Raw genomic sequence first — 26,298 nt, 5'->3', positions numbered from 1 at the left:
AACAGCGGAACAATGGAAAATCAGCGCGGACGGGAGATTAGCGTTTCTGCGGGTTTCCGGCGGCGAACGGGGGAGGCTTCAGCCATTCCGCCGATTCCACCAGCGCCTCGGCCGAGTTTTCGCCGAGCATTTCGAGCACGCTCGCGCGGGCGCGGTTGAGACGGCTCTTGATCGTGCCCATGGCGCAACCGCAGATCACGGCGGTTTCCTCGTAGCTCATGCCGAGGACGCCGATGAGCACGAGCACCTCGCGGTAGTTCGGCGGAAGCCGTTCCACCGCCTCGCGAACCTCCAGCCCCCGCAGCGACCACTCCTGCGTCGCGGACACAGCGGGCTCGGGCAGATTGTCGGCCGCGCCTAAAACTTCGCGATTGGTGATCCGGATGCGCGAATAGAACGTATTGCGCATGATGGTGAAGAGCCACGACTTGAGGCGGGTGCCGTCCTCGAACTTGTCGAGATTGGCGATCGCCTTGGCGAGCGTTTCCTGGACGAGGTCGTCCGCATCGTGTGGGTCTCTGCAGAAGGTCCGGGCGAATGCCCGGAGCGCAGGAATGACCTCGACGACGGAGTTTGCGTCCGTTCGTTTTGGGAGGACGGCGTTCAAGGCTGAGCCTCCACGGGGTGCCTGATAATGCGTGATGATGCTCAACGTGGAAACGGAAGGTAAGTTCCCTCCCTTCATCACGCGATGGGCGTGCGCTCGAGCAATTGCCGCAATCCCTCGCCGTAGAAGGCGGCGAGGCGGTCCGATATCGCGGCACCTGACGACGAAGGCGGCACGGCGCTCGACCACAATCCGAGCTGAAAGGCGAGATAGCACGGCAGCAGGGCGCGGATCAGGCGGGCATCGACGCCGACGCCGCGCTCGGCCATGCGCCCGCAAAGCGCCCGATATTCCTCCGCCGAAAGGCCGTGCTCCACGATCGCGCCGACGACGTCCCAGGCGACGTCCTGGCAGCCGATCAAGTCGTGGCCGTGACAGTGGTCGATCGCATCGACCTTCACGAGCCCGCCCGGCGTCGCGATCCATTCCCAGGCGTGCAGCCTGCCGTCGATCTCGATCGGCCGCACCGACGGCGCGAGGGTGCTGATCTCGCGCAGGAGCCGCTCCAGCACCGCCCCCGCCGCACTGCCGAGCGCGAGCCCGGTATTGTGCACGGCCATCTCCCGGAGCTTTTCAAGCGAAGCGCCCGGCTCGTCGGAGCGGAGATGCGTGGCGCGGTAGGCCATGTAGTCGGCGAGCCGGTCCATCAGCCGGCTGCGGTCGGGGCTTTGATCGGAACGGGCGGAACCGTCCCACAGCGGCACGCCCGTCGTGCGGTGCGCAATCCACCGCTCGACGATGAACCCGCGGCAGAGCCCGGCGATTTCGGGCGTGAAGCCCGCGTCGGCCAGGGTGCGCGCGCGCCGCAGCTTCGACTGCCCGACCGCGCCGAGCCCGGCAAACTTGATAAGCCAGCGTCCGCTCTCGGCATGGGCGAGGAACTTGCGCCGCTCGAACCGGAGGTCGACGGGTGCGTAGCCCTCGATCCCCGCCCTGCGCCGCCACCGTCCGGCGGAAATGTCTTCCAGCGGCCGCGTAAGCGGCCCGATCAGGGGACGGAGCTGGTCACCGAGCCCGTCCGGCGCTAGCAGGATGTCCTCCCCGCAGACGTGATGCGGAATGTCCTGCCACAGCGCCCGCGTGCGCTCTGAGGCGGCCTGCCCCGGCTCTCCGCTATGGCTCGGGAAGAAATGGATGCGCTCTTTGCCGACGCCGTTCTCGATCAGCCACCGCGCGGCGGCTGCGAACGACGACCCGGACAGTCCGGGGCCCTCGTCGACGATCGCAAACCGCACGCCCGGCTTCCCGACCGCCCGGACGATCAGGTCGGGGCTCGCCCGTATCTCGCGGTCGAAGGGGTGCCCTGTGGGACGCAGGCTGATCGGCGGCTCCGCACCGAGAGCGGCCGCCACCAGCGCGGCGAGCCCCGTGCCGATGCTGCGCAGGCCGATGACGCAGGTCGCGGAATCGAGGCCGGATTGCCGCGCCGCCGCGAGATAGCTCTCCGGCATCACGGCATAATGGGCGTATCCCTCGCAGCTGCGCGTCCTGACCAATCCGTCGCATGGCAGCGCCGCGAGCTGCCGCGCGATCTCGTCGAGCGTGCCCGCGTCGAAATCCCGCCCTCCACCGCGTGTCTGCAGGATGGCATGGGCGAATGCGAGCAGCACGGCCGCGCCCCGGCGCTGGGTGCGCGAAACCACATCGAAGCCGAAGCGGTCGAAGTCCGCATCCGCCAGACCCTGCACGAGTTCGCCCGCGCGTATGAACGCGTCGACCAGCGCGTCGTGCCGGCTTATGCCGTCACCCGCGGTGCGCACGGCCGCGAGCGCGCCCAGGACGGATGCCCTGACCGCTTCGGCCGCCTCCCACCGCTCGCTGTCACCATGGATGATCACGCCGATCCCTTCCCGGCCTCCGGTCGATATGTCCGGTTCATGACGACAACGGCCGAGGACTGATCCGGTTGCCCTTGGCCGGACGAAGGCCGAATTCCGCCCCGCCGCCGGGAACATTCCTTCCCCGCCGCCGTTCCGGGCGTTCCGGGCGTGACAGACGGTGAGCGAGATGGCACAGGGCAAGATACGGATCGGCATCATCGGCGTCGGCAACTGCGCGTCGTCGCTGGTGCAGGGCCTCGGCTTCTATCGCGGCCTGAACGACAGCGAGACCGTTCCCGGCCTGATGCACGTCGAACTCGGCGGCTATCGCCTCGACGACATCGAGATCGTCTCAGCCTTCGATGTCGCGGCCGGAAAAGTCGGCCGCGATGTGGCGGAGGCCGTCTTCGCCAGTCCCAACAACACGCTGCGCTTCGCCGACGTCCCGGCGACGGGCGTCGTCGTCGAGCGCGGCCCGACTCTCGACGGCATCGGGCGCTATCTCGCCGGAACGCTGATGGAATCCGACGCGCCGGAGATCGATGTCGCCGAGGTGCTGCGCCGGACGAACACAGAGATCCTGATCTCCTATCTCCCGGTCGGTTCGGAGCAGGCGACCCAGTGGTATGCGGAACAGGCGCTCGCGGCCGGGTGCGCCTTCATCAACTGCATCCCCGCCTTCATAGCCTCCCGCCCCGAATGGAGCGCGCGCTTCGAGGCGCGCGGCCTGCCGGTCATCGGCGACGACATCAAGAGCCAGGTCGGCGCCACCATCGTCCACCGGATGCTCGCCAACCTGTTCCGCGAGCGGGGCGTGCGGCTCGATCGCACCTACCAGCTCAATTTCGGCGGCAACACCGACTTCCTCAACATGCTCGAACGCGAGCGGCTCGAATCCAAGAAGATCTCGAAGACGCAATCGGTCGCGAGCCAGCTCGACACGCCGCTGCCGCCCGACGACATCCATGTCGGTCCGAGCGACCACGTGCCGTGGCTCACCGACCGCAAGTGGGCCTACATCCGGCTGGAGGGAACGACATTCGGCGGCGTGCCGCTCAATGCCGAACTCAAGCTCGAGGTCTGGGATTCGCCCAACTCCGCCGGGGTGGTGATCGATGCCATCCGCTGCGCCAGGCTCGCGCTCGACCGCGGCATCGCCGGCGCGCTCGTCGGCCCGTCGAGCTATTTCATGAAGTCCCCGCCGGTGCAGTTCACCGATGCCGAGGCGCGCCAGCGCACACTGGCGTTCATCGACGGCCACTCCGGCGCCCGGGACGCCGCCGAATGACGACGTTCTATCTCGTCCGCCACGCCGCCCACGATTCCCTCGGCAGCTATCTCGCCGGCCGGATGGAGGGCGTTCACCTCGGCCCGGCCGGCCGCGAGCAGGCGGAGCGGCTGGCCCGCCGCATGCAGCGGGAGACGTTCGCGGCGATCGTGTCGAGCCCGCGCGAGCGCACGCGCGAAACCGCGATGGCGATCTCCGTGCTGGCCGAAATCGGCCCTGTCGAGATCGATCCGGACCTCGACGAAATCGACTTCGGCGCGTGGTCCGGCAAGACGTTCGACGAACTCAACACCGATCCGGCATGGCGGCGCTGGAACGAGGACCGCGCGAGCGCGCGCACGCCGAACGGCGAGAGCATGGACGATGTCGGCCGCCGCGTGCTCGGGCGGATGGATGCGCTCCGCCGCCGCCACGACGGGGAAACCGTGGTGCTCGTCACTCACGCCGACGTCATCAAGGCCGTGGTCTGCCACACGCTCGGACTGCCGGCGGACCGGTGTTTCCGCTTCGAGATCGATCCGGCGTCGATCACGGTCGTCGCCGACGACGGCCAGGGCGCCCGCCTGATCCGCCTGAACGAAGGTGTCTGACATGACCATGGCCAAGTCATCAACAGTGCCGTCAGCAATGCCCTTCGCCGAACACTCTGCCGCCCCGGCGAGGCCGGCCACGGCGCCCGCCGACCGTGAAGCGCTCCGCCGCCGCATCGCCGAACTCGGCCCCTGGTTCCACAATATCGAGATCGGCGGCGTGCGGACGGCGCCGGAGCATTTTCTCGGCGATTATCCCGCCGTCAAGTGGCGCAAGTTCGCGGACGCGATTCCGGCCGATCTCGCCGGCAAGACCGTGCTCGATGTCGGCTGCAATGCCGGCTTCTATTCGATCGAGATGAAGCGGCGCGGCGCAAGCCGCGTTCTTGGCCTCGATACCGATCCACGCTATCTCGCCCAGGCACGCTTCGCGGTGGAGGCCTCCGGTGTCGAGATCGAGTTCCGCCAGGGCTCGGTCTACGATGTCGGCGCGCTCGGCGAGCGGTTCGACATCGTGCTCTTCATGGGCGTGCTCTATCACCTCCGCCATCCGCTGCTGGCGCTCGACCTGCTGCGCGAGCACGTGGTCGGCGACCTTCTGGTGTTCCAGTCGATGCAGCGCGGAAGTGCCGAGACCGGCGCCGTGGCGGAGGATTACGATTTCTGGCGCGACGACCCGTTCGCGGATCCCTCCTTTCCGCGCCTGCACTTCATCGAGCGCCGCTATGCCGGCGATCCCACCAACTGGTGGATTCCGAACCGCTCCTGCGCGGAGGCCATGCTGCGCAGCGCCGGATTTTCCATCGCCGCGCATCCGGAGGCCGAGGTCTATCTCTGCCGCCCGCATGGTCCTCCGGCTGGCGAAGGCGCCGTCTACCCGCCGAAAGGAAGGCCGGAATGATCGAAGCCGCGATGATCTGGAACGAGCCCAACAACAAGTCCCACTGGGATCCGGAGGTCGACCCGGACTGGCGCCGGTTCGCCGAAATGGCGATCCTCGCCGCCGATGCCATCGGTGCCGAGAATCCGGCGATCACCCGGGTTCTCGGCGGCATTTCCCCGATCGATCCGGGCTTCATGTCGCGGATGCGGGCATTCGGCGTGCTCGATCATGTCGATGCGGTCGCGGTGCACGGCTTTCCGCTCGACTGGAACCTCTGGCAGATCCACGAGTGGCCGCAGAGGATCGCCGAGATCCAGGCCGTCACCGATCTGCCGGTCTGGGTGAGCGAGGTCGGCATCTCCACCTTCGGTGCCGAGGAGGTGCAGGCCTGGGGCCTGGAACGATCGGCCGACCTCCTGATCGGCCGCGCGCCGCGCATCCACTGGTACAGCCTCTACGACCTGCCCCGCGCATGGGAGGCCACCACCCGCCACCGCGAGGCCGAGGGCTCGTCCTATTACCGGCATTTCTACATGGGCCTGCTGCGCGAGGACGACACGCCCAAGCCCGCCTTCGAGTTGTTCCGCCGCCACGCGCCGCAGATGGGTCTGGTGCAGTGGTTTCACTTCGAGGACCACCGCCTCGACCAGGCGGTGCGCCGCATGAAGGAACTCGGCGTCCGCCATCTGCGCACCGGGCTTTCCTGGGCCGATAGCTACCGCCCGGGCGCGCTTGCGTGGTTCGATCGCCAGATGGAGGCGCTCGCGGAGTTCGAGGTGACAGTCACGTTCTGCTTCACCCCCGAGCATCGCGGGCTGATGCCGCATCACACCAGCGCGCCGCTGGTTCCCGACGAATTCGCCGGCTTCTGCGCCGAGATGATCCGCCGCTATGCCCCGCCCGTGGTGCGTCTGGATGCGGCCGCGGAGCGAAGACTCGCCGCGGTCTGAGGCGCGCAGGGATTTGCCATAAGGCAACGGCAGACCACCGGCGTTCTCACCTTCCTTCGCCGCATCAACGACGGCTCCTACTGGCAGGCGCGGTGTCTCGTCGAGGGATTGCGCGCCCGCGGCCACGGTCCCGATGCGGCTTTCGTGGCCGGGAATCCGCGCCTCTAGCCACGTGGCCTAACCCTCCTGGCGCCCGGCCGAGCGGAACAATCCGCCCGCCGCGCCGTTCTCACAAAGGCACGATTCCGACGCCGACGTGCGCACCAGCCTCGGAGGACCCCCATGAGCGAAGCGTCGAAGACACGCGATCACGATGAAATCCGCCGCTGGATCGAGGCGCGGGACGGCCGGCCGGCCTGCATCCGCACGAATGGTTCCGGCGGCATCCTCAGGATCGATTTCGGCGAGCCGGAGGAGAATCTGGAAGAGATTTCATGGGATGAATTCTTCCGGATCTTCGACGAGAGCGATCTCGACTTCCTGCACCAGGACAAGACCGCGGACGGCAAGACCAGCCGCTTCAGCAAGTTCGTGTCCAGCGACGGCTGAGCGTCCACCACAAAGCCATTCGCCGCCCCGCTTTGCCCGTCCGAGAGGGAACCATGCCGTCTGCCGTCCTCGACGAACCCCGCGAGTCCGCGCCGCCGCGCACGGACACCATGCAGGCCGCGGTGCTGGTGGCGCCGCGCACCTTCGAACTTCGCACGGTGCCGCTTCCTGTCCCCGGGCCGGGCGAAATCCGTGTCCGTCTCGAGGGGTGCGGCGTCTGCGCTTCCAACGTCACCCCCTTCGAGGGCCCGGACTGGATGAGCTTTCCGACCGCGCCCGGCGGGCTCGGCCACGAGGGATGGGGGCTCGTCGATGCCGTCGGTCCGCACGTGACGGCATTCCTGCCCGGCGACCGCGTCGCCACGCTATTCGGCAACAGCTACGCCGAATATGACGTCGGTCCGGCCGAGGCTGCGGTGCGGCTGCCGGCATCGCTCGAAGGCCGGCCCTTTCCGGGCGAACCGCTCGGCTGCGTGATGAACATCCTGCGCCGCGCCGACATCGCGCCCGGCGCGACGGTCGCGGTGATCGGCATCGGCTTCCTCGGCGCGCTCCTGACGCAGCTCGCCTCAAGCGCGGGCGCGCGCGTCATCGCCATTTCCCGCCGGCAGGTCTCGCTCGATCTCGCCCGTCACATGGGCGCCGCCGATGTCGTCGCCATGGACGACCACGCCGCCGTCGTCAACCATGTCCGCCATCTCACCGGCGGCGGCTTCTGCCAGCGCGTCATCGAGGCGACCGGCAAGCCGTGGCCGCTCGATCTCGCCGGCGACATCGTCGCCGAGGGCGGACGGCTCGTCATCGCCGGCTACCATCAGGACGGCCCGCGCCAGGTCAACATGCAGCAATGGAACTGGAAGGGCATCGACGTGATCAACGCCCACGAGCGAGATCGCGAGGTCTACCTGCGCGGCATCCGGGCGGCGATCGCGACCGTGGAGGCCGGTCTGCTGTCGCCCGAACCGCTCTACACCCACCGCTACCCGCTCTCCCGCCTCGGCGACGCGCTGACCGCCACCCGCGACCACCCGGAAGGCTTCGTCAAGGCGCTGGTGATGCTGCAATGACGCGCGCGATGGCTGCTCCCGCGTCTCCGCACGCCGCACCGTTGCGCCTCGGCTTCCTCGGTGTGGGCTGGATCGGACGGCACCGCATGGAGGCCGTCCTCGCCTCCGGCCTCGCCGAGGCCTGCGCCGTGTGCGATCCGTCACCCGACATGGTCTCGTCTGCACGCGCGCTGTCGCCGACCGCCTTTGCCGCCGGCTCTCTCGACGATCTGATCGACGCCCGGCCCGACGGCATCGTGATCGCGACGCCGAGCGCGCTGCACGCCGCCCAGGCGATCCGCGCGCTCGAAGCCGGCATCGCCGTGTTCTGCCAGAAGCCTCTCGCGCGGACCGGCGCCGAAGTCGCCGCCGTCATCGACGCCGCGCGCGCGGCGAACCGGCCGCTCGGCATCGACCTGTCCTATCGCCACGCCGAGGCGATGCGGCTCGTCCGCGCGCACATCCGCGCCGGCGAGATCGGCACGGTTTATGCCGTCGATCTGACCTTCCACAACGCCTACGGGCCGGACAAGCCATGGTTCTACGACATGGCGCTTGCCGGCGGCGGCTGTGTCATGGATCTCGGCGTGCACCTCGTCGACCTGTTGCTCTGGACGCTCGATTTCGTGCCGGTCGAGGCGGTGTCGGCCGACCTCTACCGCGGTGGCCGCCGTCTCCGCCGCCCGGCGGACGAGGTGGAGGATTATGCGGTCGTGACGCTCGGGCTCGAAACGGGCGCGGTGGCGCGGCTCGCCTGTTCGTGGGGGCTCAACGCCGGCCGCGACGCCGTCATCGAAGCGATCTTCCACGGCACATCGGGCGCGCTGTCGCTCGCCAACGTCGCCGGCTCGTTCTTCGATTTCACTGCGGAACTGCGCCGGGGCACGCAAAGGCAGGTTCTTGCCGGCCCGCCGGATGACTGGGGCGGGCGGGCGATCGTCGCCTGGGCAGATCGCCTCGCCGCCGGCGGCGGCTTCGATCCGGACACCGCGAACCACCGCGCCGTCGCCGGCGTGCTCGACAGGATCTATGGTCGCTGAACGCACCGCGGCCGAGCGGATCGGCCGCCTCCGACGTCGCTCGTCAGCTCACAGGCACGTCTCGCGCGCCTTGCGACCCGGCGGTCTGCCAAGCTGACTATAATGCCGACCTGGAATGCCGTTCTGTGGCGCAATCCTGCGGCCGCAACGGGTCAGTTCGGATTCTGCCGCTGCTTCCTGAGGGTCAATTCCCCCTGCAGTTGCTCCGCAAGCTTCAGCAGCCTCGCGGGAACCTTTTCGGCTTCGATGGCCTCCAGAAGCGAGGCAAGCCCAGCATCCAGGCGGGGAAGGTCCGCGACCTCTCCTGCAGGTTCCGGATTATCCGGTGAAATTGGCATCATCTGCGCCGGTTCCAGCTTGTCTGTCGGATTTATGTGCCGATGAGCCGGCAAAAATGCAAGGAGATCGCCACAGATAAATCAGGTCTATTCGTGCCGCGGAACACACGATTTTTTGCACCTAACCGAGCCCCACGTCCGGTTTGTCGATATCGATCAGGCTCGAGGCGGCCAGGTTCACCCGTCGCAGGTCCGGCCTGCGCCTCAGAACGGCCCCGGCACCGGCATCTCCCTTCAGCCGGTCGAGCAACGGAAACAGCGCGCGGGGAACGAGCGTCGGCGGCAGCGTCCGCCCGCCGGCCTGCGCCATCGCCGGTTGCCAGACCCGCCGCCGCGCCATGCGTTCAAGATCCGCCCGCGTCAGGAACGGCATGTCGGCGAGGAGTACCAGCACGCGGCCGGCGCCCCTCCGCCGGGCGCGGGCGAGACCCCGCTTCAGGCTGGCGCTCTGGCCGCCGTTCTGTCGTCCCGCGGGCACGATTGCGAAGCCGCGCGAGCGGAAAAGTCCCGCCACGGCTGGGTTTCGCACCACTGCAACGGCTCCGCCGCAAAACAAACCCGCGACAAGGCGGGCGACGGAGAGGGCCATCGGCCGGCCGGCGACGAGGCTCGTCAGCTTGTCCCGCGCGCCGAAACGCCGGGATCGCCCGGCTGCGAGAACCACAACCTGAAGGCTTCCACTTCCACCGCCGGGAATCATAGACGGGCCTGCGCCTCGCCCAGCACCTCCGCCAGCACCGAGGCGGCGAGCGTGCGCGGATCGCGGGCCGCGGGAACGGCGCCGATCGGCCCCCGCACCCGGGCGATCTGCGTCTCCGCGATGCCGAGTGTCCGTAGCCTTTCCGCCCGTCGGGTGGCAGTCCGCCGGCTCCCCTGGGCGCCCAGATAGAACGCTTCCGTCTGAACCAGACATTGAAGGATCTCCGCCTCCGCGTCGTGGTCGTGGAAGAACAGCACTCCGGCCGTATGGGCATCGACCGGCACCGCGGCGAGCGAATCCGGCCCCGTGAACGGCATCGCCGCCACGGCCTTGTCGACCGCGATGCCCGCTGCGCCGCCGCCGGGCGACAGGAGCACAGTCTCGTAGCCGAGACCCGCCGCGAGGCTGGCGAACGTCGCCGCCTCCGGTCCCTTTCCGAACACGACGAAGCGCGGGTCGGGAACGATCTCGACCGTCACTCGGGCAACGCCGGCCGGCTCCGCCGAAATGCCCGTCGCGCCGAGCCGCAGGGTGCAGGCCTGCCGGGCGGCGATCGCGGTGCGCACGGGCGAAAGCTCTGCCCGGGATGTTGGCAGCACCAGAACGTCGATGCCGCCGCCGCAGGGCAGGCGGATATCCATGAACGGCGATCCGTCGCCGTAACGCACCGTCCGGGCTATGCCGGTCCGTCCAACCTCGGCCGCATGGAGCGCCACATCGGCATCGACGCAGCCGGACGACAGCGAGCCGGCGCGGTTGCCGGCGTGGTCCACGAACATTGCCGCACCGGCGGGGCGGTAGAAACCGCCGGTCCCACCGACGAGAACGGCCAATGCGACGGGTTCCTCGATGCGATCGACCGGAAAGTCTCCCGCGCGAACCCGCATCCGGGGGGCGGCGGTCGCGACGGAAACGCAGCGCGGTCGGGTATCGTCGTCGATGAACATGCGAGCCTCCGATGGACCGCCGACGCCGTCAGACCGCCGGCAGTCGGTCGATCAGCTTGTCGAGCGTGACGGGATAGTCCCGCACGCGGATGCCGGTGGCGTTGAACACTGCATTAGCGATCGCTGCCGCTACGCCGCAGAGGCCGAGTTCGCCGACGCCCTTTGCCTTGAGGGGAGAGGAAACCGCGTCGGCACCGTCGAGGAAGATCACGTCCTGCGTGGGGATGTCGGCGTGCACCGGCACCTCGTAGAGCGCGAGGTCGTGATTGACGAAGAAGCCGCGTTTCTCGTCGACCGCCAGTTCCTCCATCAGCGCCGCGCCGACGCCCATGGTCATCGCGCCGATCACCTGGCTGCGGGCGGTCACCGGGTTGAGAATGCGGCCGGCATCGCACACCGCCAGCATCCGGCGAACCCTGATTTCGCCGGTGGCGGCGTGAACGCCGACCTCGACGAAGTGCGCGCCGAACGTCGCGAGCTCGAACGTGTCGCGGAAGTCGCCGAACTCGATCCTGTCCTCGGCGACGATCTCGCCGGCCGCCGCTAGCGCCGACAGCGGATGAACGCCGCCCTCCGCGGTGCGCACTGTCCCGTCGGCGAACGTCACCGTTTCGGGGTCCGCCTGCAGGCGCTGCGCGATCTCGTTGCGCAGCGCCACACACGCTGCGTAGACGCCGGCCGTCGAACTGCACGCGCCGAACTGCCCGCCGGAGCCCGACGACACCGGATAGCGGGAATCGCCGAGCCGCACGTCGACATCGGCAATTGCAACGCCGGTCATCTCCGAGGCCGTCTGGGCGATGATGGTGTAGGAGCCCGTGCCGATGTCGGTCATGTCGGTCTCGACGATCAGCGACCCGTCCGGCTGCAGCCGCACGCGCGCGCCGGAGGTGGTGGCGGGCGCGCCGCGATAGGCACCCGCGACGCCGTGGCCGATCAGCCAGTCGCCGTGCCGCGTCGCGCCCGGCGCGCGGTTGCGGTCCGGCCACCCGAACGCCTCCGCACCGGTGCGCAGGCACTCCACGAAGCGGCGCTGGGAGAACCGCCGCGTCGCGTCCTGCGGATGGACCTGGGTGTCGTTGACGATGCGGAACGCGACGGGGTCCATGCCGAGCCTCTCCGCCATCTCGTCCATGGCGATCTCCAGCGCCATCTGGCCGGCGGCGTCGCCCGGGGCGCGCATCGAGTTGCTCTCGGGAAGGTGGAGCGTCGCGATCCGGTTGACGATCAGCCGGTTCGGCCCGGCATAGAAGGCATGGGTCTGCAAGGTCGCATCCTCGCCCTTGCCGTCCGGCGGCGCATTGGAGGTGTTTTCGTGGGCGATGGCGGTGATCCGCCCGTCGGCCGTCGCGCCGATCCGGATGCGCTGGATGGTCGCCGCGCGGTGCGTCGTGTTGTTGAAGACCATGTCGCGCGGCAGCGCGACCTTCACCGGCCGCCCCGCCTCGCGGGCCGCGAGCGCCGCCAGAACGGCATCGGCCCGCAGGAACAGTTTCGCGCCGAAGCCGCCGCCGATATAGGGCGTGACGACGCGGACGTCGTCCTCGGACAGGCCGAGGGTGGTGGCCAGTGCCGACCGGTTCCACGCGACCATCTGGTTGGAGGTCCAAACCGTCAGCCTGCCGTCCTGCCACGCCGCCATCGTGGCATGGGGCTCCATCATCGCGTGGCTCTGGCAGGGCGTGGTGTAGGTCTCGTCGAGCGTGACCGGTGCCGCCGCGAAGGCGCCCGCGAAATCGCCGACCGCCGCGTCCGGCTCGGCCTCGTCGCGGTTCAGGTCCGCGTACGCCGCGTGAAGGTCGAACTGCGCCGGTTCGGCCTCATATTCCACCCGCACCAGCCCAGCCGCGGCCCTCGCCTGTTCGAAGGTCCCGGCGACGACCACGGCGACCGCCTGATGGTAGTGCTCCACCGCCCGGCCGCCGAACAGGGGAACGATGTTCTTGTCGTCCTTGGGCAGCGCGTCCATGTCGAGCGCGGTGACGATGGTGACGACGCCCGGCGCATTGCGCGCGTCCGAGGCGTCGATCGCGCGGATCCGGCCCTTGGCGATGCCGGCGGCAACGGGATATCCGACGAGCGGATCCTTCACCACATCGTGCCGTTCATAAGCGTAGGGCGCCCGGCCCGTCACCTTCAGCGGGCCCTCGACGCGGCGGACGGGCCGGCCGATCACGGCCATTCGGTCGGCGGGGTTCGCCTGCGCGGCGCGCTCGAATTTCATGGTCGGGCTCCCTCTCCGGTCTGGTCCGGCGATCGCGCGCGATCGAGCAGCAGTGCCAGCGTGCGCCGGGCGAGCGACAGCTTGAAGCGGTTGTCATCTGTCGGGGCGGCGTCCGAAAGCAGGATGTCCGTGACCGCGTCGGCGCCATCGGGCATCGCCTCGTCGGCGGCGTCCACGCGCCAGGGCTTGTGCGCCACCCCGCCGAGCGCGACGCGGCCGGTGCCGTCCGGCTGCACCACGACGGCGGCGGAGACCAGGGCGAACGCATAGGACGCCCGGTCGCGGACCTTGTAGTAGAAATGCCGGCCGCCGGGCGGCGGCGGCAGCACGACGGCGGTGACGAACTCGCCGGGCTCCAGCACGGTCTCGATGTGGGGTGTGTCGCCGGGCGCGGTGTAGAAGCCGGCGATCGGGATCGACCGGGTCTCGCCGCCGGCCGAAACCGTCTCCACGGTGGCGTCAAGCGCCCGCATGGCGACCGCCATGTCGCTCGGGTGTGTGGCGATGCAGTGCTCGCTTGCCCCGATCACCGCCAGCTGGCGGCTGACGCCGTCGAGCGCCGAACAGCCACTGCCCGGCGCGCGTTTGTTGCACGCCATGTTGGTGTCGTAGAAATAGGGGCAGCGGGTCCGTTGCAGCAGGTTGCCCGCCGTCGTCGCCTTGTTGCGCAACTGGCCGGAGGCGCCCGCGACAAGGGCGCGCGTCAGGACGCCATAGTCCCTCCGCACCCGCCCGTCGGCTGCAAGATCGGTGTTGCGCACAAGCGCACCGATCCGAAGCCCGCCATCGTCCGTGTCCTCGATCCGGTCGAGGCCCGTCCCGTTGACGTCGACGAGATGGGCCGGGGCCTCGATCTCGTGCTTCATGAGATCGAGCAGATTTGTGCCGCCGGCGATGAAGCGCGCGCCCTCCACGCTCGCCGCCGCCGCACCGGCCTCGGCCGGGCTCGTCACGCGCTCGTAGCTGAAGGGCCTCATGTCCGTTGCTCCGCGACATCGCGGATGGCCGCGAGAATGTTGGCATAGGCACCACAGCGGCAGATGTTGCCGCTCATCCGCTCGCGGATTTCCGCGTCCGTCGGCTCGATCGGCGCCGTCAGGTCCGCCGTGACGTGGCTCGGAATGCCCGCTTCGATCTCCTCCAGCACCGCTCCGGCAGAGCAGATCTGCCCCGGCGTGCAGTAGCCGCACTGGTAGCCATCGTGCTCGACGAACGCGGCCTGCAGCGGGTGCATCGCGTCGGGCGTGCCGAGGCCCTCGATGGTGATGATGTCGTCACCCTCGTGCATCACGGCGAGCGTCAGGCACGCATTGATGCGGCGGCCGTTCACCGTCACCGTGCAGGCGCCGCACTGGCCGTAATCGCAGCCCTTTTTGGTCCCCGTCAGGTGCAGAATTTCGCGCAGGGCATCGAGCAGCGTGGTGCGATGATCGACATGCAGCATCCGCTCCGCGCCGTTGATCCGCAGCCGCACCGCGGATGCGATGTCCGCATTCTCGGTGCGGGGGCCGCTTTCGGAAGATGACGGCGATGTCCTGCTCCCCGCCGGCCTTTCGGACGGTGCGTCGAAGGTCGCGGCAGTGAGGTCGGCCGCCACCGGCTCGCGTCGGGTGATGTTGCTGGGGTTCCGGTCGTTCATGCCGTTCCTCTCGTCGTCTCGCCGTCGCGCATGGCCGCCCTGCCGGGCGTCCCGCAGAAGCGAAGAAGCCTCGCCGAAGCCGCGGCGGCCATCACGCGGCCGGAAGCCGCCTCACGTGGCGGTGCGCGGCACACCCGTCATGCCTGTGCGTTGCCCGTCCACGGCCAAGACCGATGCCGCCAATGTTGATGCCAGCGGCCAGGCTCTTGCTGCTCAAAGCCCTTGCCGCTCACGGCCGGCCGCTCCGTCGCCGCCGTCGTTCGCGTTCGGGACCGCCCGCCGGTGCGGACGGCGGCTCTGCGTGGATTCGAACGGTTCGAATGTGGTCCGTCCCGCCTGAGCAACGCCGGCTCGACGGTCGGGTTCCGCCTCGGCGCGGAACGGTCCGCATGCCGGCCGCAGCCCGGCCTCCGGGCGGCGGTGCGGCCGTTGTCGCGCACCGTGTCGAACCAGTCCGGCACCGGCTGCGTTAGCTCGGCATGGATGCCGAGCGTGCCCGCCACCGGGCGAGGAGGACGACATGACGCGAGAGGACAACACGCGAGGGAACGACATGGCGCTGGGAAACGACATGGCGCGAGGGAACGACAGGGACCGGCTGGAAACCACCATCACGGGCCGCGCGCTCGCCCTGAAAATGAGCGCGGCTTTTCCGGGCGCGGACTGGGTGGGGTTGATGAAGGACCGCGCGGGCGTGTCCCGCGACTATGTCGAGTGGCACCTGCAGGAGGACATGACGCCCCCGGATGCGATCCTCGCCGCCGCCGACGAGCTGCTGCGTCAGAAGCCCGGCGCCCATTGACGCCACGCGGCCGTGCCAGCGCAGCCGCCGCCGGCGGCCCCGGTCAGTCCCGAGCGCCGATCACTCTCCGCGCACGCCCTTCTGCGGCGGCATCCGCCGCCATTCCGACACCGCGTTCATCACCTCGGTGAGCAGGTCCTTCATGCCGTCGCGCGCCGCCTCGGGCTGGCGCGCGGCGATGGCGTCGAGCACGCGCCGATGCGCCGGAAGATCGGCGGCTGCCGGCCCGAAGATCGCGCGCGTCGCCGGCGCCGTCACGGCGAGCGCCGTGCGGATCAGCGAGCCGAACGGCTGGAAGAAGCGGTTGTTCGTCGCCGCGATGATGGCGCCGTGGAAGGCGCCGTCCGCCGTGAGCGGCTCGGCCTTGCCCTCCCCGGCCGCCTCCATCTGCCCGTAGGCCGTCCGGATCGCCTCGATCTGTTCCGCCGTCGCCACCTCGGCGGCAAGCCGGGCCGCCTCCGGTTCGATCCCGAGGCGCAGTTCCATCAGTTCGAGGATGATCGCGGAATCCGGGTTTCCCTCCCGGAGCCAGGCCAGCACCTCCCGGTCGAAGAAATTCCAGGCGCTCGACGGCCGCACGCAGGTTCCGCGCCGGGGCCGGGATTCCACCAGCCCCTTGGCGGTGAGCATCTTCACCGCCTCGCGCACCGCGCTGCGGCCGACCGAGAAGCTCGCCGAGATTTCCGCTTCGTTCGGCAGGATCGAGCCGGGGGGATAGCGTCCGGAGATGATCTCGCGCCCGAGCTGGTTCGATACATTGAAGGTAATGCTGCTGCCGGGATTCGACAGGCCCATTCCGATCCCCGTAGGCTTTTCAGGACGCCGAGGGACTCTTCATACTGGGTTCCGGGCCGCTTGCCATGGCAAAGATCGGCCTGCGACCGTCAGCGACGATTGTATTCGCCCCGGCAGCGCTGCCAGAACGCGAACTTCAATTTCGGCGATACCGCCGCGCCACCGCTGCACCTCCGGCGTGTCTCGCGTCGTGTCTCGCCTCTCACGAGTCGGTTTCCTTCGCCGCGCCCGGCAGAAGGCCCGGCGCGACCCGCGCGCCGCTGCGGCGCCACAGCTGGAAGCGGGCATATTGCTCGTCGGCGAGCACGCCGATCAGGATCACGGCGCCCATCACCGCGAAGTTGAGCGAACTCGGAATGCCCAGCAGGTTGACGAGGTTCTGCAGGATCTGCAGCAGCACCGCACCGAGCACGATGCCCAGCACCGATCCCTCGCCGCCGCGCAGCGAGCAGCCGCCGAGCACGGCGGCGGCGATGCCGTAGAGCTCGTAGAAATTGCCGTGGGAGGCCGGCGCGATCGAGCGGGTGTACATCGCGAAATAGATCGACGACAGCCCGGCGAGCAGACCGGCGATCACATAGGCCGCCGCGATGACGGCGCCGGTGCGGATGCCGGAATAGCGCGCCGCCTCCTCGTTCTTGCCGACGGCGTAGAGATAGCGGCCGAACACCGAGCGGTGCAGTACCACCGCCATGATCGCCGCCACCACCAGGAAGGTGACGAAGCTGTGCGGCACGCCCCAGGTGCGGCCGGTGGTCAGCCATTCGAGGGTCGGGAAGTTCTGCCCGAACTGGAAGCCGGCGGTGCCGTCGCCGGTGTACCAGCGGGCGATGCCGCGATAGAGCAGCAGCCCGCACAGGGTGACGATGAAGGCCTGCAGCCCCATCCTCACGATCAGGAAGGCGTGGAGCGCCCCGAGCAGCCCGCCCGCCAGCACCATCAGCACCAGCGCCAGCACCCAGTTCATCTCGTAGTTCGACAGGAGGTCGATGAAGATCACGCCGAGGAGGGCGAACATCGCGCCCACCGAGAGATCGATCCCGCCGACGATGATCACGAAGCCGGAGCCGATGGCGTAGAGCCCGAACAGCCCGATCAGGTTCGCCGTGTTGGACAGGTTGATGGCCGAGACGAACCGGGGATTGAGGAAGCCCGTGATCGTGCCGATCACCAGGATCAGGATCAGAAGGCTGATGTCCTTCTTAAGCATCGGCGGTCTCTTTCCCAGTGTGCCCGGCGGCAGGCTCCGTGTGCCCGACGGCGAGCCGCATCACGGCCTCCTCGCTCAGGTCCGCGCGCCCGAGCACGCCCGAAACCCGGCCCTCGTGCATGACCGCCACGCGGTCGCTGACGCCGATGACCTCCTCGAGGTCGCTCGAGATCATCATCACCGCGACGCCGCTGTCGGCGAGACCGCGCATCAGGTCGTAGATTTCCACCTTGGCGCCGATGTCGACGCCGCGGGTCGGCTCGTCGAAGATGATCACCTTCGGCTTCATCGACAGCCACTTGGCGAGCACCACCTTCTGCTGGTTGCCGCCCGAAAGCGTGCCGACCCGCGCGTTGAGGTCGGCCGCCTTGATGCGCAGCGCGGTGCGCCGGGCGGCGGCATTGCGCCGCTCCGCCTGCGGTTCCACCAGCCCGAAGCGGGCATAGGACATCAGGTCCGGCAGCGAGATGTTGTGGGTGATGCTGAGATCGAGAATGACGCCGCTGTGCTTGCGGTCCTCCGGCACCAGAAAGATGCCGCGCCGGACCGCGTCGCGCGGATGGGAAAGGTGCAGCGGCTCGCCTTCGAGCCGCACCACGCCGGCCCGCGGTCGGTCGATGCCGAACAGCACACGGGCGACCTCGCTGCGGCCCGAGCCGATCAGGCCGGCGAAGCCGAGGATCTCGCCGCGATGGAGCGCGAAGCTCACGGAGCCGTGGAGATGGGAACCGGCATCGAGCCCCTCGACCTCCAGCACCGTGGCGCCGGCCACCTCGCGCGGCGCGGTGTAGAAATCGGCGACGTCGCGCCCGATCATCAGGCGGATCATCGCGGCGTGGGACATCTCGCTGCGGTCGAGCGCGCCGGCGAGCCGGCCGTCGCGCAGCACCACCACGCGGTCGGCGCAGCGCATCACCTCGCCGAGCCGGTGGGAGATGAAGATGATGGCGACCCCGCTCGCCTTCAGGTCCGCCACGGTCGCCAGCAGCCGCTCGGTTTCCGCCAGCGTCAGGCTGGAGGTCGGCTCGTCCATGACGATGACACGCGCGCCCTGGGAGATGCCCTTGGCGATTTCGAGCTGCTGGCGCTGGGCGATCGAGAGGCGCTCGACCTTGGTGTCGGCGGTGTAGTCGCAGCCGAGCCGACGCAGGATCGGCTCGGCGCTCGCCCGCATCTCCCGCTGCCTCACGAGCCCGAAGCGCGACCTCTCGCGGCCGATATAGATGTTGGCCGCGACGTCGAGATTTTCGAACAGGTTGAGTTCCTGGTGGACGAAGGCGATGCCGCTTTCCATCGCCTGCTTCACGCTCAGCGCGGCGTGGCCGATGCCATCGACCACGATCGTGCCGCTGGTCGGCTGCACCACCCCGGCGAGGATCTTCATCAGCGTCGATTTGCCGGCGCCGTTCTCGCCGATGAGGCCGATCACCTCGCCCGCCGCCACCGACAGCGACACATCGGCCAGCGCCTTCACGCCCGGATAGGTCTTGTGGATGGCCTTCAGCTCAAGAAACGGAACAACGCTCATCACCATCACGCCGACAGGCCGGCCCGCGGAACGCGGGCGGGGGCTCGCACACATCCGATGAAGAGGCCCCGGCCCATGAAGGGAGCCAGCCCCATGAAGAGTGCGATGCCGATGAAGGGAGCCCGGCCGATGAAGCGGCCTCCGCCGATGAAAAGAGCCCGGGCGAATGCCGGCCGGGCCCTTCCGGTCACGCTGGTCGCGGTCGCGCGCTCACTTGCACCTTCACGCGTGCCTTCACTTGCCCTGCATCTTCCGCAGTTCGGCGGCATAGGCGTCGACATTGTCGGCCGTGATCACCTTGGTCGGGATGATGATCAGCTTGTCGGCCGGGATGACGGACTTGTCGCCCTCCAGGATCTTGGCCATCACCTTCATCCCCTGATAGGCCCATTCGTAGGGCTGCTGGACCACGGTGCCGGCGACGGTGCCCTCCTTCACGCCGCCGAGCGTGATCGGATCGTCGTCGAAGCCCGTGACCGTGATCTTGCCGAGCGCGCCCGCTTCCTTCAGCGCCTGGTAGATCTGGGGGATGTTGTAGGAATAGATTCCAAGCATGCAGTTGACGTCGGGGCTGGCGGTCAGCGTGTCCTCGACATTGCGCTTGGCGCGCGACTGGTCGACATCGTCGGCGCGCACGTCGACGAGCTCGATCTTGGTGCCCTTGATCTCTTCCTTGATGCCCTCGATGCGCTCGCGGGCATTGTCGGCGCCGGGAAGGCCGACATAGGCGACGCACTTGCCGCCGTCCGGCAGCACCTTCTTCAGGATCTCGCCGACCTGCTTGCCGGCCTCGACATTGCTCGAGCCGATATAGGCCACGCGCTTGCTGTCGGGGGCGTCGCTGTCGGTCGTCATCAGCAGCGCGCTTCCGGCGACGCGGTCGAGCGCCTCCGTCTGGGTCTTGGGATCGACCGCGCTGACGAGGATGCCGGCCGCGCCCGCCGCAACCAGATCGTCCATCAGGCGCGTCTGGTTCGCTGCTGAAGACTGATCGGAATATTTGAACTGCAGATCGTAATTCGGCAGTTCCGTCTGCGCTTTCTTGAGGCCGGCTTCGGCAGCCTTCCAGAAATCGGACGCGGCATTGGGAACGAGAACCAGGGTCTTCTTGTCTTGAGCGTGCAGGGAAACACTTGACGCGAGCAGTACCGCAACGGCGGCGGCAGCGATCTTGGCTTTCATTGTCCCTCCCGATACCCTTCTTTGAGGGTTTATGCGTTATTGTGATTGAACTGAGTCGGGTTGTTCAAGCCTTTAGATCGTATATATCAGACAATTAAACCGGTCAATCGACTTCTCTGTTCTCGCGGGACGGCATGATGCAACGGATATCACTGGCAATTATCGGATTGGGAAAGATCGCCACGGACCAGCATGTGCCGTGTGTCCGCCGTGGCGCGGACTTCGAGATCGTGGCAACGGCGAGCCGCAATGCACGGCTCGACGGGGTCGAGAACTTCACAACCCTTGAGGAACTTCTCGCCGCGCGGCCGGATGTCCAGGCCGTTGCCTTGTGCGTGCCGCCGCGTCCGCGCTATGCGCTTGCGAAGTCGGCGCTGCTGGCCGGAAAGCACGTTCTTCTGGAAAAGCCGCCGGGCGCCACGGTTTCGGAGGTGCAGAGCCTCGCCGCGCTCGCCGTCGCGCGCGATGTCAGCCTGTTCGCCACCTGGCATTCGCGCTACGCCGCCGCCGTCGAGGAGGCCCGCCGCTTCCTCGAACCGCGCGCGATCCGTTCCGTCCGGATCGAATGGAAGGAGGATGTCCGCCACTGGCATCCCGGCCAGCAGTGGATCTGGGAGCCCGGCGGCCTCGGGGTGTTCGATCCCGGCATCAACGCGCTGTCGATCCTGACGGAAATCCTGCCGAGCCCGGTCTTTCTCACGGCGGCCGGGCTGGAATTTCCCGCCAACAGGGCGACGCCGATCGCCGCGTTGCTGACCTTCGCCTCCGAGGCCGGTTTCCCGGTCGAGGCGGTGTTCGACTGGCGCCAGACCGGCCCGCAGACCTGGGACATCGTGGCTGAGACCGACGACGGCGTCCTGCGGCTTTCCAACGGCGGCACCAAGCTCGTCATCGGCGAGCGTAACATCGAAATCGCCGAGAAACCGGAATATGAGGCGCTCTACGACCGGTTCGCCGCCCTGATCCGCGGCGGCCGTCAGGATGTCGACCTCGCGCCCCTCCAGCACGTCGCCGACGCCTTCCTGCTCGGCGAGCGCCAGGTGGTCGAGCCGTTCGAGGATTGAGGCCGCCCGCCCGCCGGGGCACGGCTTCGGCCCGGCCCCGGCGCGGCGCCGCCCTCAGAGCATAACGCGTTCAGATCGAACCGATCTGAACGCGTTATGATCAAGCATTTGAAGCTGGAGCGATTTCTTGTCGATCCGATGAGTTCATCAGATCGGAAAGCGCTCTAGGTGCCGAGCGGACCGGAACGGCCAATCTTTCCGCGGGCACCCGTTGCCCGTGGCTCGCGCCTGACCCGTTTCATCGGGGTACCCTTGGGGGTAATCTCGGGGGTATCATTGGGGGTCTCCGTAACGCCGACCCCGGCGTCCCCCGTGGCATTAACGCCGACCCCGGCGTTCCCCGTGGGGCCACTCCTTGTGCCGTCAGTGTCGCCGTCCTTGCCGCGCGGGCCGGCCGGCTCGTTCGCCGAGATTTCGCGCAGGGTCTCGACCCGCTCCCCGGTCTCCCGGGCGGGTGCCGCACCCGAAGGGGCCGGCTTGTCCGGCCCGGGATCGCCGCCTGCGATCATGGCCCCCGGCCCGGACAGGGTCGCGTGGGAGACGGGCGCCGCGTCGCCATCAGCCCCGGCCTCCCGGTTCTCACGTTCGATCTCCCGGCACGCCCGCTCCCAGTGCTCGCGATGCCGCCCGTCCGGCCAGCCCTCCTCTTCCCAGATGGCGTAGGCGCGTGCCCGAATGCGGTCTTCGTCGTCGATGATGGCCATGAACTCTCTCCCGGAACAGCCCTTTCGATAGAACGCCGGGAGGTCGCGTTCGTTCTGTCGCGTTGCGCACGAAACGCCACGCCGTCGCCCTATCCCGCCTGAGCCTCGCCTGCCCGCTATGCGCTCCCGTTCCGTCGCGGGCGCCGCCCCCGCCCCGCTCTCCGGCCTCAGGCCGCCCGCTCGGTCGGATGCCGACCAAGGAACGAATTCCCGGCCGGCAAGTTGGATCGCAGTCGGACGGCAAGTCCGGTCCAGTCGTCGTCAAAGGCTTTCGTCAAACATCTCCCGTCGTTCATCGGTCTCCCGGTTACACCGGGCGGCCGATCCGGTGAATCGCGTGCGGAGATGTCCGGTGTTCGGGGTAAGGGCTCCTGCGCTTACCCCCGTTTCATATCAGCGGGAAGTCGGCATGCCTGATCATGTTTGGTGGAAACGGGGCGTCATCTATGAAATCTATGCCCGTTCCTTCCAGGATTCGAACGGCGACGGGGTCGGCGATCTGGCCGGCATCCGGCAGCGGCTCGATTATCTTGCCTGGCTCGGCGTGGAGGCGATCTGGATTTCGCCGATCTATCCCTCGCCGATGGCCGATTTCGGCTACGACATCAGCGACTACTGCGCCATCGATCCGCTGTTCGGCTCGCTGGATGACTTCGACGTCCTGCTGGAGGACGCCCACCGGCGCGGCCTGAAGGTCGTGCTCGACTATGTCCCGAACCACACCTCCGACCGGCACCCGTGGTTCGCGGAATCCCGGTCGTCGAGGGACAATCCCCGCCGCGACTGGTACATCTGGAAGGACCCCGCGCCCGGCGGCGGCCCGCCCAACAACTGGATCAGCAACTTCGGCGGCAGCGCCTGGCAGTTCGACGAGGCGACCGGCCAATATTATTATCACGCTTTCCTGCGCGAGCAGCCGGACCTCAACTGGCGCAACCCGGACGTGCGCGCCGCGATGCATGAGGCGCTGCGGTTCTGGCTGCGGCGCGGCGTCGACGGCTTCCGCGTCGACGTGATGTGGCATCTCGCCAAGAGCGCCGCGTTCCTCGACGATCCCGTCAATCCCGCCTATGCCGAGGGCGCGCCCGACAACCAGCGCATCCTCCAGGTCAACTCCACCGATCAGCCCGAAGTGCACGCGTTCGTCCACGGCATCCGCAGCGTGATCGACGAGTTCGAGGACCGTGTGCTGATCGGCGAGATCTATCTGCCGGTCGAGCGGCTCGTCGCCTATTACGGCGACAATCTCGGCGGCGCGCACCTGCCGTTCAATTTCCAGCTGATCCACGCCACCTGGTCGGCACCGGCGCTCGGCCGCCTGATCGAGGAATACGAAGCGGCCATTCCCGAAGGCGGCTGGCCGAACTGGGTGCTCGGCAACCATGACCAGAGCCGGATCGCAAGCCGCGTGGGCGCGGCGCAGGCGCGCGTCGCCGCCATGCTGCTGCTCACGCTGCGCGGCACGCCCACCATCTATTATGGCGACGAGATCGGCATGACCGATGTGCCCGTGAGCGGCGAGGACATCCGCGATCCCTGGTCGCTCAACGAGCCGGGCATCGGCGTCGGCCGCGATCCGCAGCGCACCCCGATGCAATGGTCCGCGAGGCCGTTCGCCGGCTTCTCGCGCGGCCGCCCCTGGCTGCCCCTCGGCCGGGATTTCCAGACCGCCAATGTCGAGACCCTGCGGGAAGACCCGCAATCCATCCTCAACCTCTACCGCAACCTCTGCGCGCTCCGGACGGAGTGGAAGGCGCTGCGGGTCGGGGCGATGAAGATGCACCGCGCCGAGGGCGATCTCCTGATCTTCGAGCGCGCCGTCGACGACGAGCGCCTGCTTGTCTGCCTCAATCTCGGCGCCGAGGCCCGGCAGGCGGAACTCCCCGCCGGTCTCGGCCGCTGGCGCGCCCTTCTCTCCACCGTGTCGGCGCGGAACGCCGGCAACAATGTCGAGTTCGAGGACACGGTGCAGCTCCATCCCGACGAAGGGCTGGTTGCGGTCCTCACCGCCTGAGCCGCCTCTTCCCGCCGCGTACCGTGGACGGGATCCGCGTTGCCTGCCGTCATGAAGCCTTTCCCCGCGACGTCACGCGCCGCGGGGAGCCGCCGCGTGCCGTCCGATCGAACGACGCAACAACCGGACGAAGAACACCGAACGACAAACACAAGCGCGCCGGCATCGGCCCCATCGGTCATCGGGCGCAAGCCGGCCATTCAGGGAGGGGAAAGGGATGAGCGGCATCGCGAGGCGGTTGCCCGTCGGGGCGGAGACGGTGGAGGGCGGCGTTTCCTTCCGGGTCTGGGCGCCGGGCCGGCGCCATGTCGAGGTCGTCCTCGAAGAGGCGGAGGAGGACCAGCAAACTCCGCCGTCCGGGCCGTCCGCCGCAACCCCGGACGTGGCGGCGGTCCGCCGCGAGAGGTCCGGCGGGGCGGGCTTTCCCCTCGAAGCTGAGGCCGACGGCTATTTCTCCGCCGTTGTTCCGGCCGCGGCGGGCGCCCGCTACCGCTTCCGGCTGGATGGCGCCGCCGATCTCCTGCCGGACCCGGCGTCTCGCCACCAGCCGGATGGTCCGCACGGGGCTTCCGTGGTGGTCGATCCCGGCACGTTCCGGTGGACCGACGCGGACTGGCGCGGCATCGGCATCGCGGGTCAGATCATCTACGAGATGCACGTCGGCACCTTCACCCCCGAGGGCACCTGGGCCGCCGCCGCCGGCAAGCTGCCGCTTCTGAAGGAGATCGGCATCACCGTGATCGAGATGATGCCCGTCAACGAGTTCCCCGGCCGGTTCGGATGGGGCTACGACGGCGTCAATCTGTTCGCGCCCACCCGGCTCTACGGCACGCCGGAAGACCTGCGCGCGTTCATCGACGCCGCACACCGCGAGGGCATCGCGGTCATTCTCGACGTCGTCTACAATCATTTCGGCCCGGACGGGAACTATCTCGGGCACTACACGCAGCACTACTTCACCGACCGCTACGACAACGAGTGGGGCGCCGCCATCAATTTCGACGGGCCGGGCAGCGAGGGCACGCGCGATTTCTTCCTCGCCAACGTGACGATGTGGATCGAGGAGTACCATTTCGACGGCCTGCGGCTCGATGCGACCCAAAGCCTGCACGACCGCTCGCCGGAGCACATCGTCGCCGCCATCGCCCGCACCGCCCGCAAAGCGGCCGGTTCGCGCGCGGTCATCGTCATCGGCGAGAACGAACCGCAGGACGCCCGGCTCGTGCGCCCGCCGGAGGCCGGCGGCTACGGCCTCGACGCGCTCTGGAACGACGATCTTCATCATTCGGCGATGGTCACGCTCACCGGGCGGGCGGAAGCCTATTATCAGGACTATGACGGCAGCCCGCAGGAGTTCATCTCGGCGGCGAAGCACGGCTTCCTGTTCCAGGGCCAGGTCTACTCGCAGCAGGAAAAGCGGCGCGGCACCCACGCGCTCGACATCCCCCCGCCGGCCTTCGTCACCTTCGTCCAGAACCACGACCAGGTCGCGAACTCGGCCTGGGGCCACCGCTTCCACCGCATCGCGAGCCCGGCCCGCGCCCGCGCCGTCACGGCGCTGCTTCTCCTGCTGCCCGGCACGCCGATGCTGTTCCAGGGCCAGGAATTTTGGGCCTCGGCGCCGTTCCTCTATTTCGCCGACCACGAACCGGAACTGGCGGCAATGGTGGAAAAGGGCCGCGGCGAATTCATGCGCCAGTTCCCGAGCCTCGCCGCGCTGGACCATATCCCGTTCAGATCGAACCGATCTGAACGACAAGGATATGTTCAAGCTTTTGAATATGGAGCGATTTCTTGTCGATCTGATGATTCCATCAGATCGGAAAGCGCTCCAGAGGGCAGCCCGCTCACCGCCCGCCCCCACGAACCGTCGTCGTTCGAGGCCTCGAAGCTCGACTGGTCCGAGTTCGACCGCAACGCGGCCGTGGTCGCGCTCCATCGCGACCTCATCGCCCTCAGAAGGACCGATCCCGCCTTCTCCGCGCAGACAGCCGGCGGGCTCGACGGCGCCGTGCTGGGTCCCGAGGCCTTCGTCCTGCGGTTCTTCGGACCGGATGGCGACGACCGGCTCGTCATCGTCAATCTCGGCACCGATATCCGCCGGCCGAGCTTCCCCGTGCCCCTGATGGCCCCGCCGGCCGGCCGGCGCTGGTCGCTGATCTGGTCGAGCGAGGACCTCGGCTATGGCGGCGGCGGAACGCCGCCGGTCGAGACCGAGACCGGCTGGCACCTTCCCGGCCATGCGACGGTGGTCCTCGCCGGCCGGTAGGGCATAACCCGTCGCACTCATGCCCGGCCCGCGCGGAAAGATCGAGGCGAGCGCGCGCGACGTGCTGCTGCTCGTCACCTCCGGCCACACCGAGGCCGAAGCTTTCGCCCTCGCGGCAGGTGCGCTCGCGGCCGCCTTGAGCCGCTACGTCTTCGACGACGCGGATTTC

The 26,298-nt window shown here is 68.5% G+C and carries 24 protein-coding genes; 11 read left to right on the top strand and 13 right to left on the bottom strand.

Going from position 1 to position 26,298, the window contains the following annotated elements; all coding sequences use genetic code 11:
- Nucleotides 1–37 precede the first annotated feature (37 nt).
- Nucleotides 38–607, bottom strand: a complete 570-nt coding sequence (locus BUF17_RS15295) for a sigma-70 family RNA polymerase sigma factor (RefSeq protein WP_073630244.1) — start codon at nt 605–607, stop codon at nt 38–40.
- Between the two features lie 77 nt (nt 608–684).
- Nucleotides 685–2,445: a hypothetical protein gene (locus tag BUF17_RS15290; protein WP_073630242.1), complete on the bottom strand. Its 1,761-nt coding sequence runs from the start codon at nt 2,443–2,445 to the stop codon at nt 685–687.
- Nucleotides 2,446–2,614: 169 nt separating this feature from the next.
- On the opposite strand from BUF17_RS15290, the gene BUF17_RS15285 reads away from it, so the two are divergent.
- From BUF17_RS15285 to BUF17_RS15255, 7 genes are all read left to right on the top strand, one after another.
- Entirely contained in the window at nt 2,615–3,715 is a 1,101-nt protein-coding gene (locus tag BUF17_RS15285) for an inositol-3-phosphate synthase (RefSeq protein WP_073630240.1), read from the top strand.
- Nucleotides 3,712–4,305 carry a histidine phosphatase family protein gene (locus BUF17_RS15280; RefSeq protein ID WP_073630238.1) on the top strand — a complete coding sequence of 198 codons (594 nt, stop codon included), beginning with the start codon at nt 3,712–3,714 and terminating at the stop codon, nt 4,303–4,305. Before BUF17_RS15285 ends, BUF17_RS15280 begins: the two co-directional genes overlap by 4 nt.
- A gap of 37 nt (nt 4,306–4,342) precedes the next feature.
- Nucleotides 4,343–5,146: a TIGR04290 family methyltransferase gene (locus BUF17_RS15275; RefSeq protein ID WP_073630235.1), complete on the top strand. Its 804-nt coding sequence runs from the start codon at nt 4,343–4,345 to the stop codon at nt 5,144–5,146.
- On the top strand, nt 5,143–6,078 hold the full coding sequence (locus BUF17_RS15270; RefSeq protein ID WP_073630233.1) for a glycoside hydrolase 5 family protein: 936 nt from the start codon (nt 5,143–5,145) through the stop codon (nt 6,076–6,078). The genes BUF17_RS15275 and BUF17_RS15270 overlap by 4 nt, the downstream gene beginning before the upstream one ends.
- A gap of 282 nt (nt 6,079–6,360) precedes the next feature.
- The gene (locus tag BUF17_RS15265; protein WP_073630231.1) at nt 6,361–6,627 is read left to right on the top strand and encodes a hypothetical protein; all 267 of its coding nucleotides are present in this window, start codon (nt 6,361–6,363) and stop codon (nt 6,625–6,627) included.
- A gap of 53 nt (nt 6,628–6,680) precedes the next feature.
- Nucleotides 6,681–7,694, top strand: coding sequence for an MDR/zinc-dependent alcohol dehydrogenase-like family protein (locus BUF17_RS15260; RefSeq protein ID WP_073630229.1), 1,014 nt, complete (start codon nt 6,681–6,683; stop codon nt 7,692–7,694).
- A complete protein-coding gene (locus BUF17_RS15255) occupies nt 7,691–8,713 on the top strand; it encodes a Gfo/Idh/MocA family protein (protein ID WP_073630227.1) in 1,023 nt (340 codons plus the stop codon). The genes BUF17_RS15260 and BUF17_RS15255 overlap by 4 nt, the downstream gene beginning before the upstream one ends.
- Before the next feature lie 152 nt (nt 8,714–8,865).
- Here the strand turns inward: BUF17_RS15255 and BUF17_RS15250 are convergent, their stop codons facing one another.
- From BUF17_RS15250 to paoA, 6 genes are all read right to left on the bottom strand, one after another.
- Nucleotides 8,866–9,054 (bottom strand): hypothetical protein, encoded by a 189-nt coding sequence (locus tag BUF17_RS15250; protein WP_073630225.1) that lies wholly within the window; start codon nt 9,052–9,054, stop codon nt 8,866–8,868.
- A 118-nt stretch (nt 9,055–9,172) separates the two neighbouring features.
- Nucleotides 9,173–9,751 (bottom strand): NTP transferase domain-containing protein, encoded by a 579-nt coding sequence (locus BUF17_RS15245; RefSeq protein WP_084564734.1) that lies wholly within the window; start codon nt 9,749–9,751, stop codon nt 9,173–9,175.
- Nucleotides 9,748–10,698: an XdhC family protein gene (locus BUF17_RS15240; protein WP_073630221.1), complete on the bottom strand. Its 951-nt coding sequence runs from the start codon at nt 10,696–10,698 to the stop codon at nt 9,748–9,750. The genes BUF17_RS15245 and BUF17_RS15240 overlap by 4 nt, the downstream gene beginning before the upstream one ends.
- 28 nt (nt 10,699–10,726) lie before the next feature.
- Nucleotides 10,727–12,922 carry an aldehyde oxidoreductase molybdenum-binding subunit PaoC gene (paoC, locus tag BUF17_RS15235; protein WP_073630219.1) on the bottom strand — a complete coding sequence of 732 codons (2,196 nt, stop codon included), beginning with the start codon at nt 12,920–12,922 and terminating at the stop codon, nt 10,727–10,729.
- Nucleotides 12,919–13,899 (bottom strand): FAD binding domain-containing protein, encoded by a 981-nt coding sequence (locus tag BUF17_RS15230; protein WP_073630217.1) that lies wholly within the window; start codon nt 13,897–13,899, stop codon nt 12,919–12,921. The genes paoC and BUF17_RS15230 overlap by 4 nt, the downstream gene beginning before the upstream one ends.
- Nucleotides 13,896–14,561, bottom strand: a complete 666-nt coding sequence (gene paoA, locus BUF17_RS15225) for an aldehyde dehydrogenase iron-sulfur subunit PaoA (protein ID WP_073630215.1) — start codon at nt 14,559–14,561, stop codon at nt 13,896–13,898. The genes BUF17_RS15230 and paoA overlap by 4 nt, the downstream gene beginning before the upstream one ends.
- 520 nt (nt 14,562–15,081) lie before the next feature.
- Between paoA and BUF17_RS15220 the strand changes: the two genes are divergently transcribed.
- Complete coding sequence (locus BUF17_RS15220) at nt 15,082–15,363, top strand: hypothetical protein (RefSeq protein ID WP_073630213.1); 282 nt, start codon at nt 15,082–15,084, stop codon at nt 15,361–15,363.
- Between the two features lie 60 nt (nt 15,364–15,423).
- Here the strand turns inward: BUF17_RS15220 and BUF17_RS15215 are convergent, their stop codons facing one another.
- The 4 genes from BUF17_RS15215 to BUF17_RS15195 form a co-directional block, all read right to left on the bottom strand.
- Nucleotides 15,424–16,158, bottom strand: coding sequence for a FadR/GntR family transcriptional regulator (locus tag BUF17_RS15215; RefSeq protein ID WP_073630211.1), 735 nt, complete (start codon nt 16,156–16,158; stop codon nt 15,424–15,426).
- Between the two features lie 202 nt (nt 16,159–16,360).
- Complete coding sequence (locus BUF17_RS15210) at nt 16,361–17,368, bottom strand: ABC transporter permease (RefSeq protein ID WP_073630209.1); 1,008 nt, start codon at nt 17,366–17,368, stop codon at nt 16,361–16,363.
- The gene (locus tag BUF17_RS15205) at nt 17,361–18,896 is read right to left on the bottom strand and encodes a sugar ABC transporter ATP-binding protein (RefSeq protein WP_073630638.1); all 1,536 of its coding nucleotides are present in this window, start codon (nt 18,894–18,896) and stop codon (nt 17,361–17,363) included. Before BUF17_RS15205 ends, BUF17_RS15210 begins: the two co-directional genes overlap by 8 nt.
- Nucleotides 18,897–19,130: 234 nt before the next feature.
- Nucleotides 19,131–20,078, bottom strand: a complete 948-nt coding sequence (locus BUF17_RS15195) for a sugar-binding protein (RefSeq protein ID WP_073630206.1) — start codon at nt 20,076–20,078, stop codon at nt 19,131–19,133.
- Between the two features lie 137 nt (nt 20,079–20,215).
- On the opposite strand from BUF17_RS15195, the gene BUF17_RS15190 reads away from it, so the two are divergent.
- Complete coding sequence (locus BUF17_RS15190; RefSeq protein ID WP_073630204.1) at nt 20,216–21,142, top strand: Gfo/Idh/MocA family protein; 927 nt, start codon at nt 20,216–20,218, stop codon at nt 21,140–21,142.
- 164 nt (nt 21,143–21,306) lie between these two features.
- Here BUF17_RS15190 and BUF17_RS23450 read toward each other — a convergent pair whose 3' ends face one another.
- Complete coding sequence (locus tag BUF17_RS23450; RefSeq protein WP_073630202.1) at nt 21,307–21,846, bottom strand: DUF2934 domain-containing protein; 540 nt, start codon at nt 21,844–21,846, stop codon at nt 21,307–21,309.
- A 409-nt stretch (nt 21,847–22,255) separates the two neighbouring features.
- Here BUF17_RS23450 and BUF17_RS15180 point away from each other — a divergent pair, with 409 nt between their 5' ends.
- Both BUF17_RS15180 and treZ read left to right on the top strand, forming a co-directional pair.
- Entirely contained in the window at nt 22,256–23,860 is a 1,605-nt protein-coding gene (locus BUF17_RS15180) for an alpha-amylase family glycosyl hydrolase (protein ID WP_073630200.1), read from the top strand.
- A 217-nt stretch (nt 23,861–24,077) separates the two neighbouring features.
- The gene (gene treZ / locus BUF17_RS15175; protein WP_073630198.1) at nt 24,078–26,129 is read left to right on the top strand and encodes a malto-oligosyltrehalose trehalohydrolase; all 2,052 of its coding nucleotides are present in this window, start codon (nt 24,078–24,080) and stop codon (nt 26,127–26,129) included.
- Nucleotides 26,130–26,298: the final 169 nt, after the last annotated feature.

The organism is Pseudoxanthobacter soli DSM 19599 (assembly GCF_900148505.1).
Taxonomy (GTDB): domain Bacteria; phylum Pseudomonadota; class Alphaproteobacteria; order Rhizobiales; family Segnochrobactraceae; genus Pseudoxanthobacter; species Pseudoxanthobacter soli.
The sequence above is the reverse complement of the archived record's forward strand: the minus strand, read 5'-3'. Positions and strand labels throughout refer to the sequence as shown.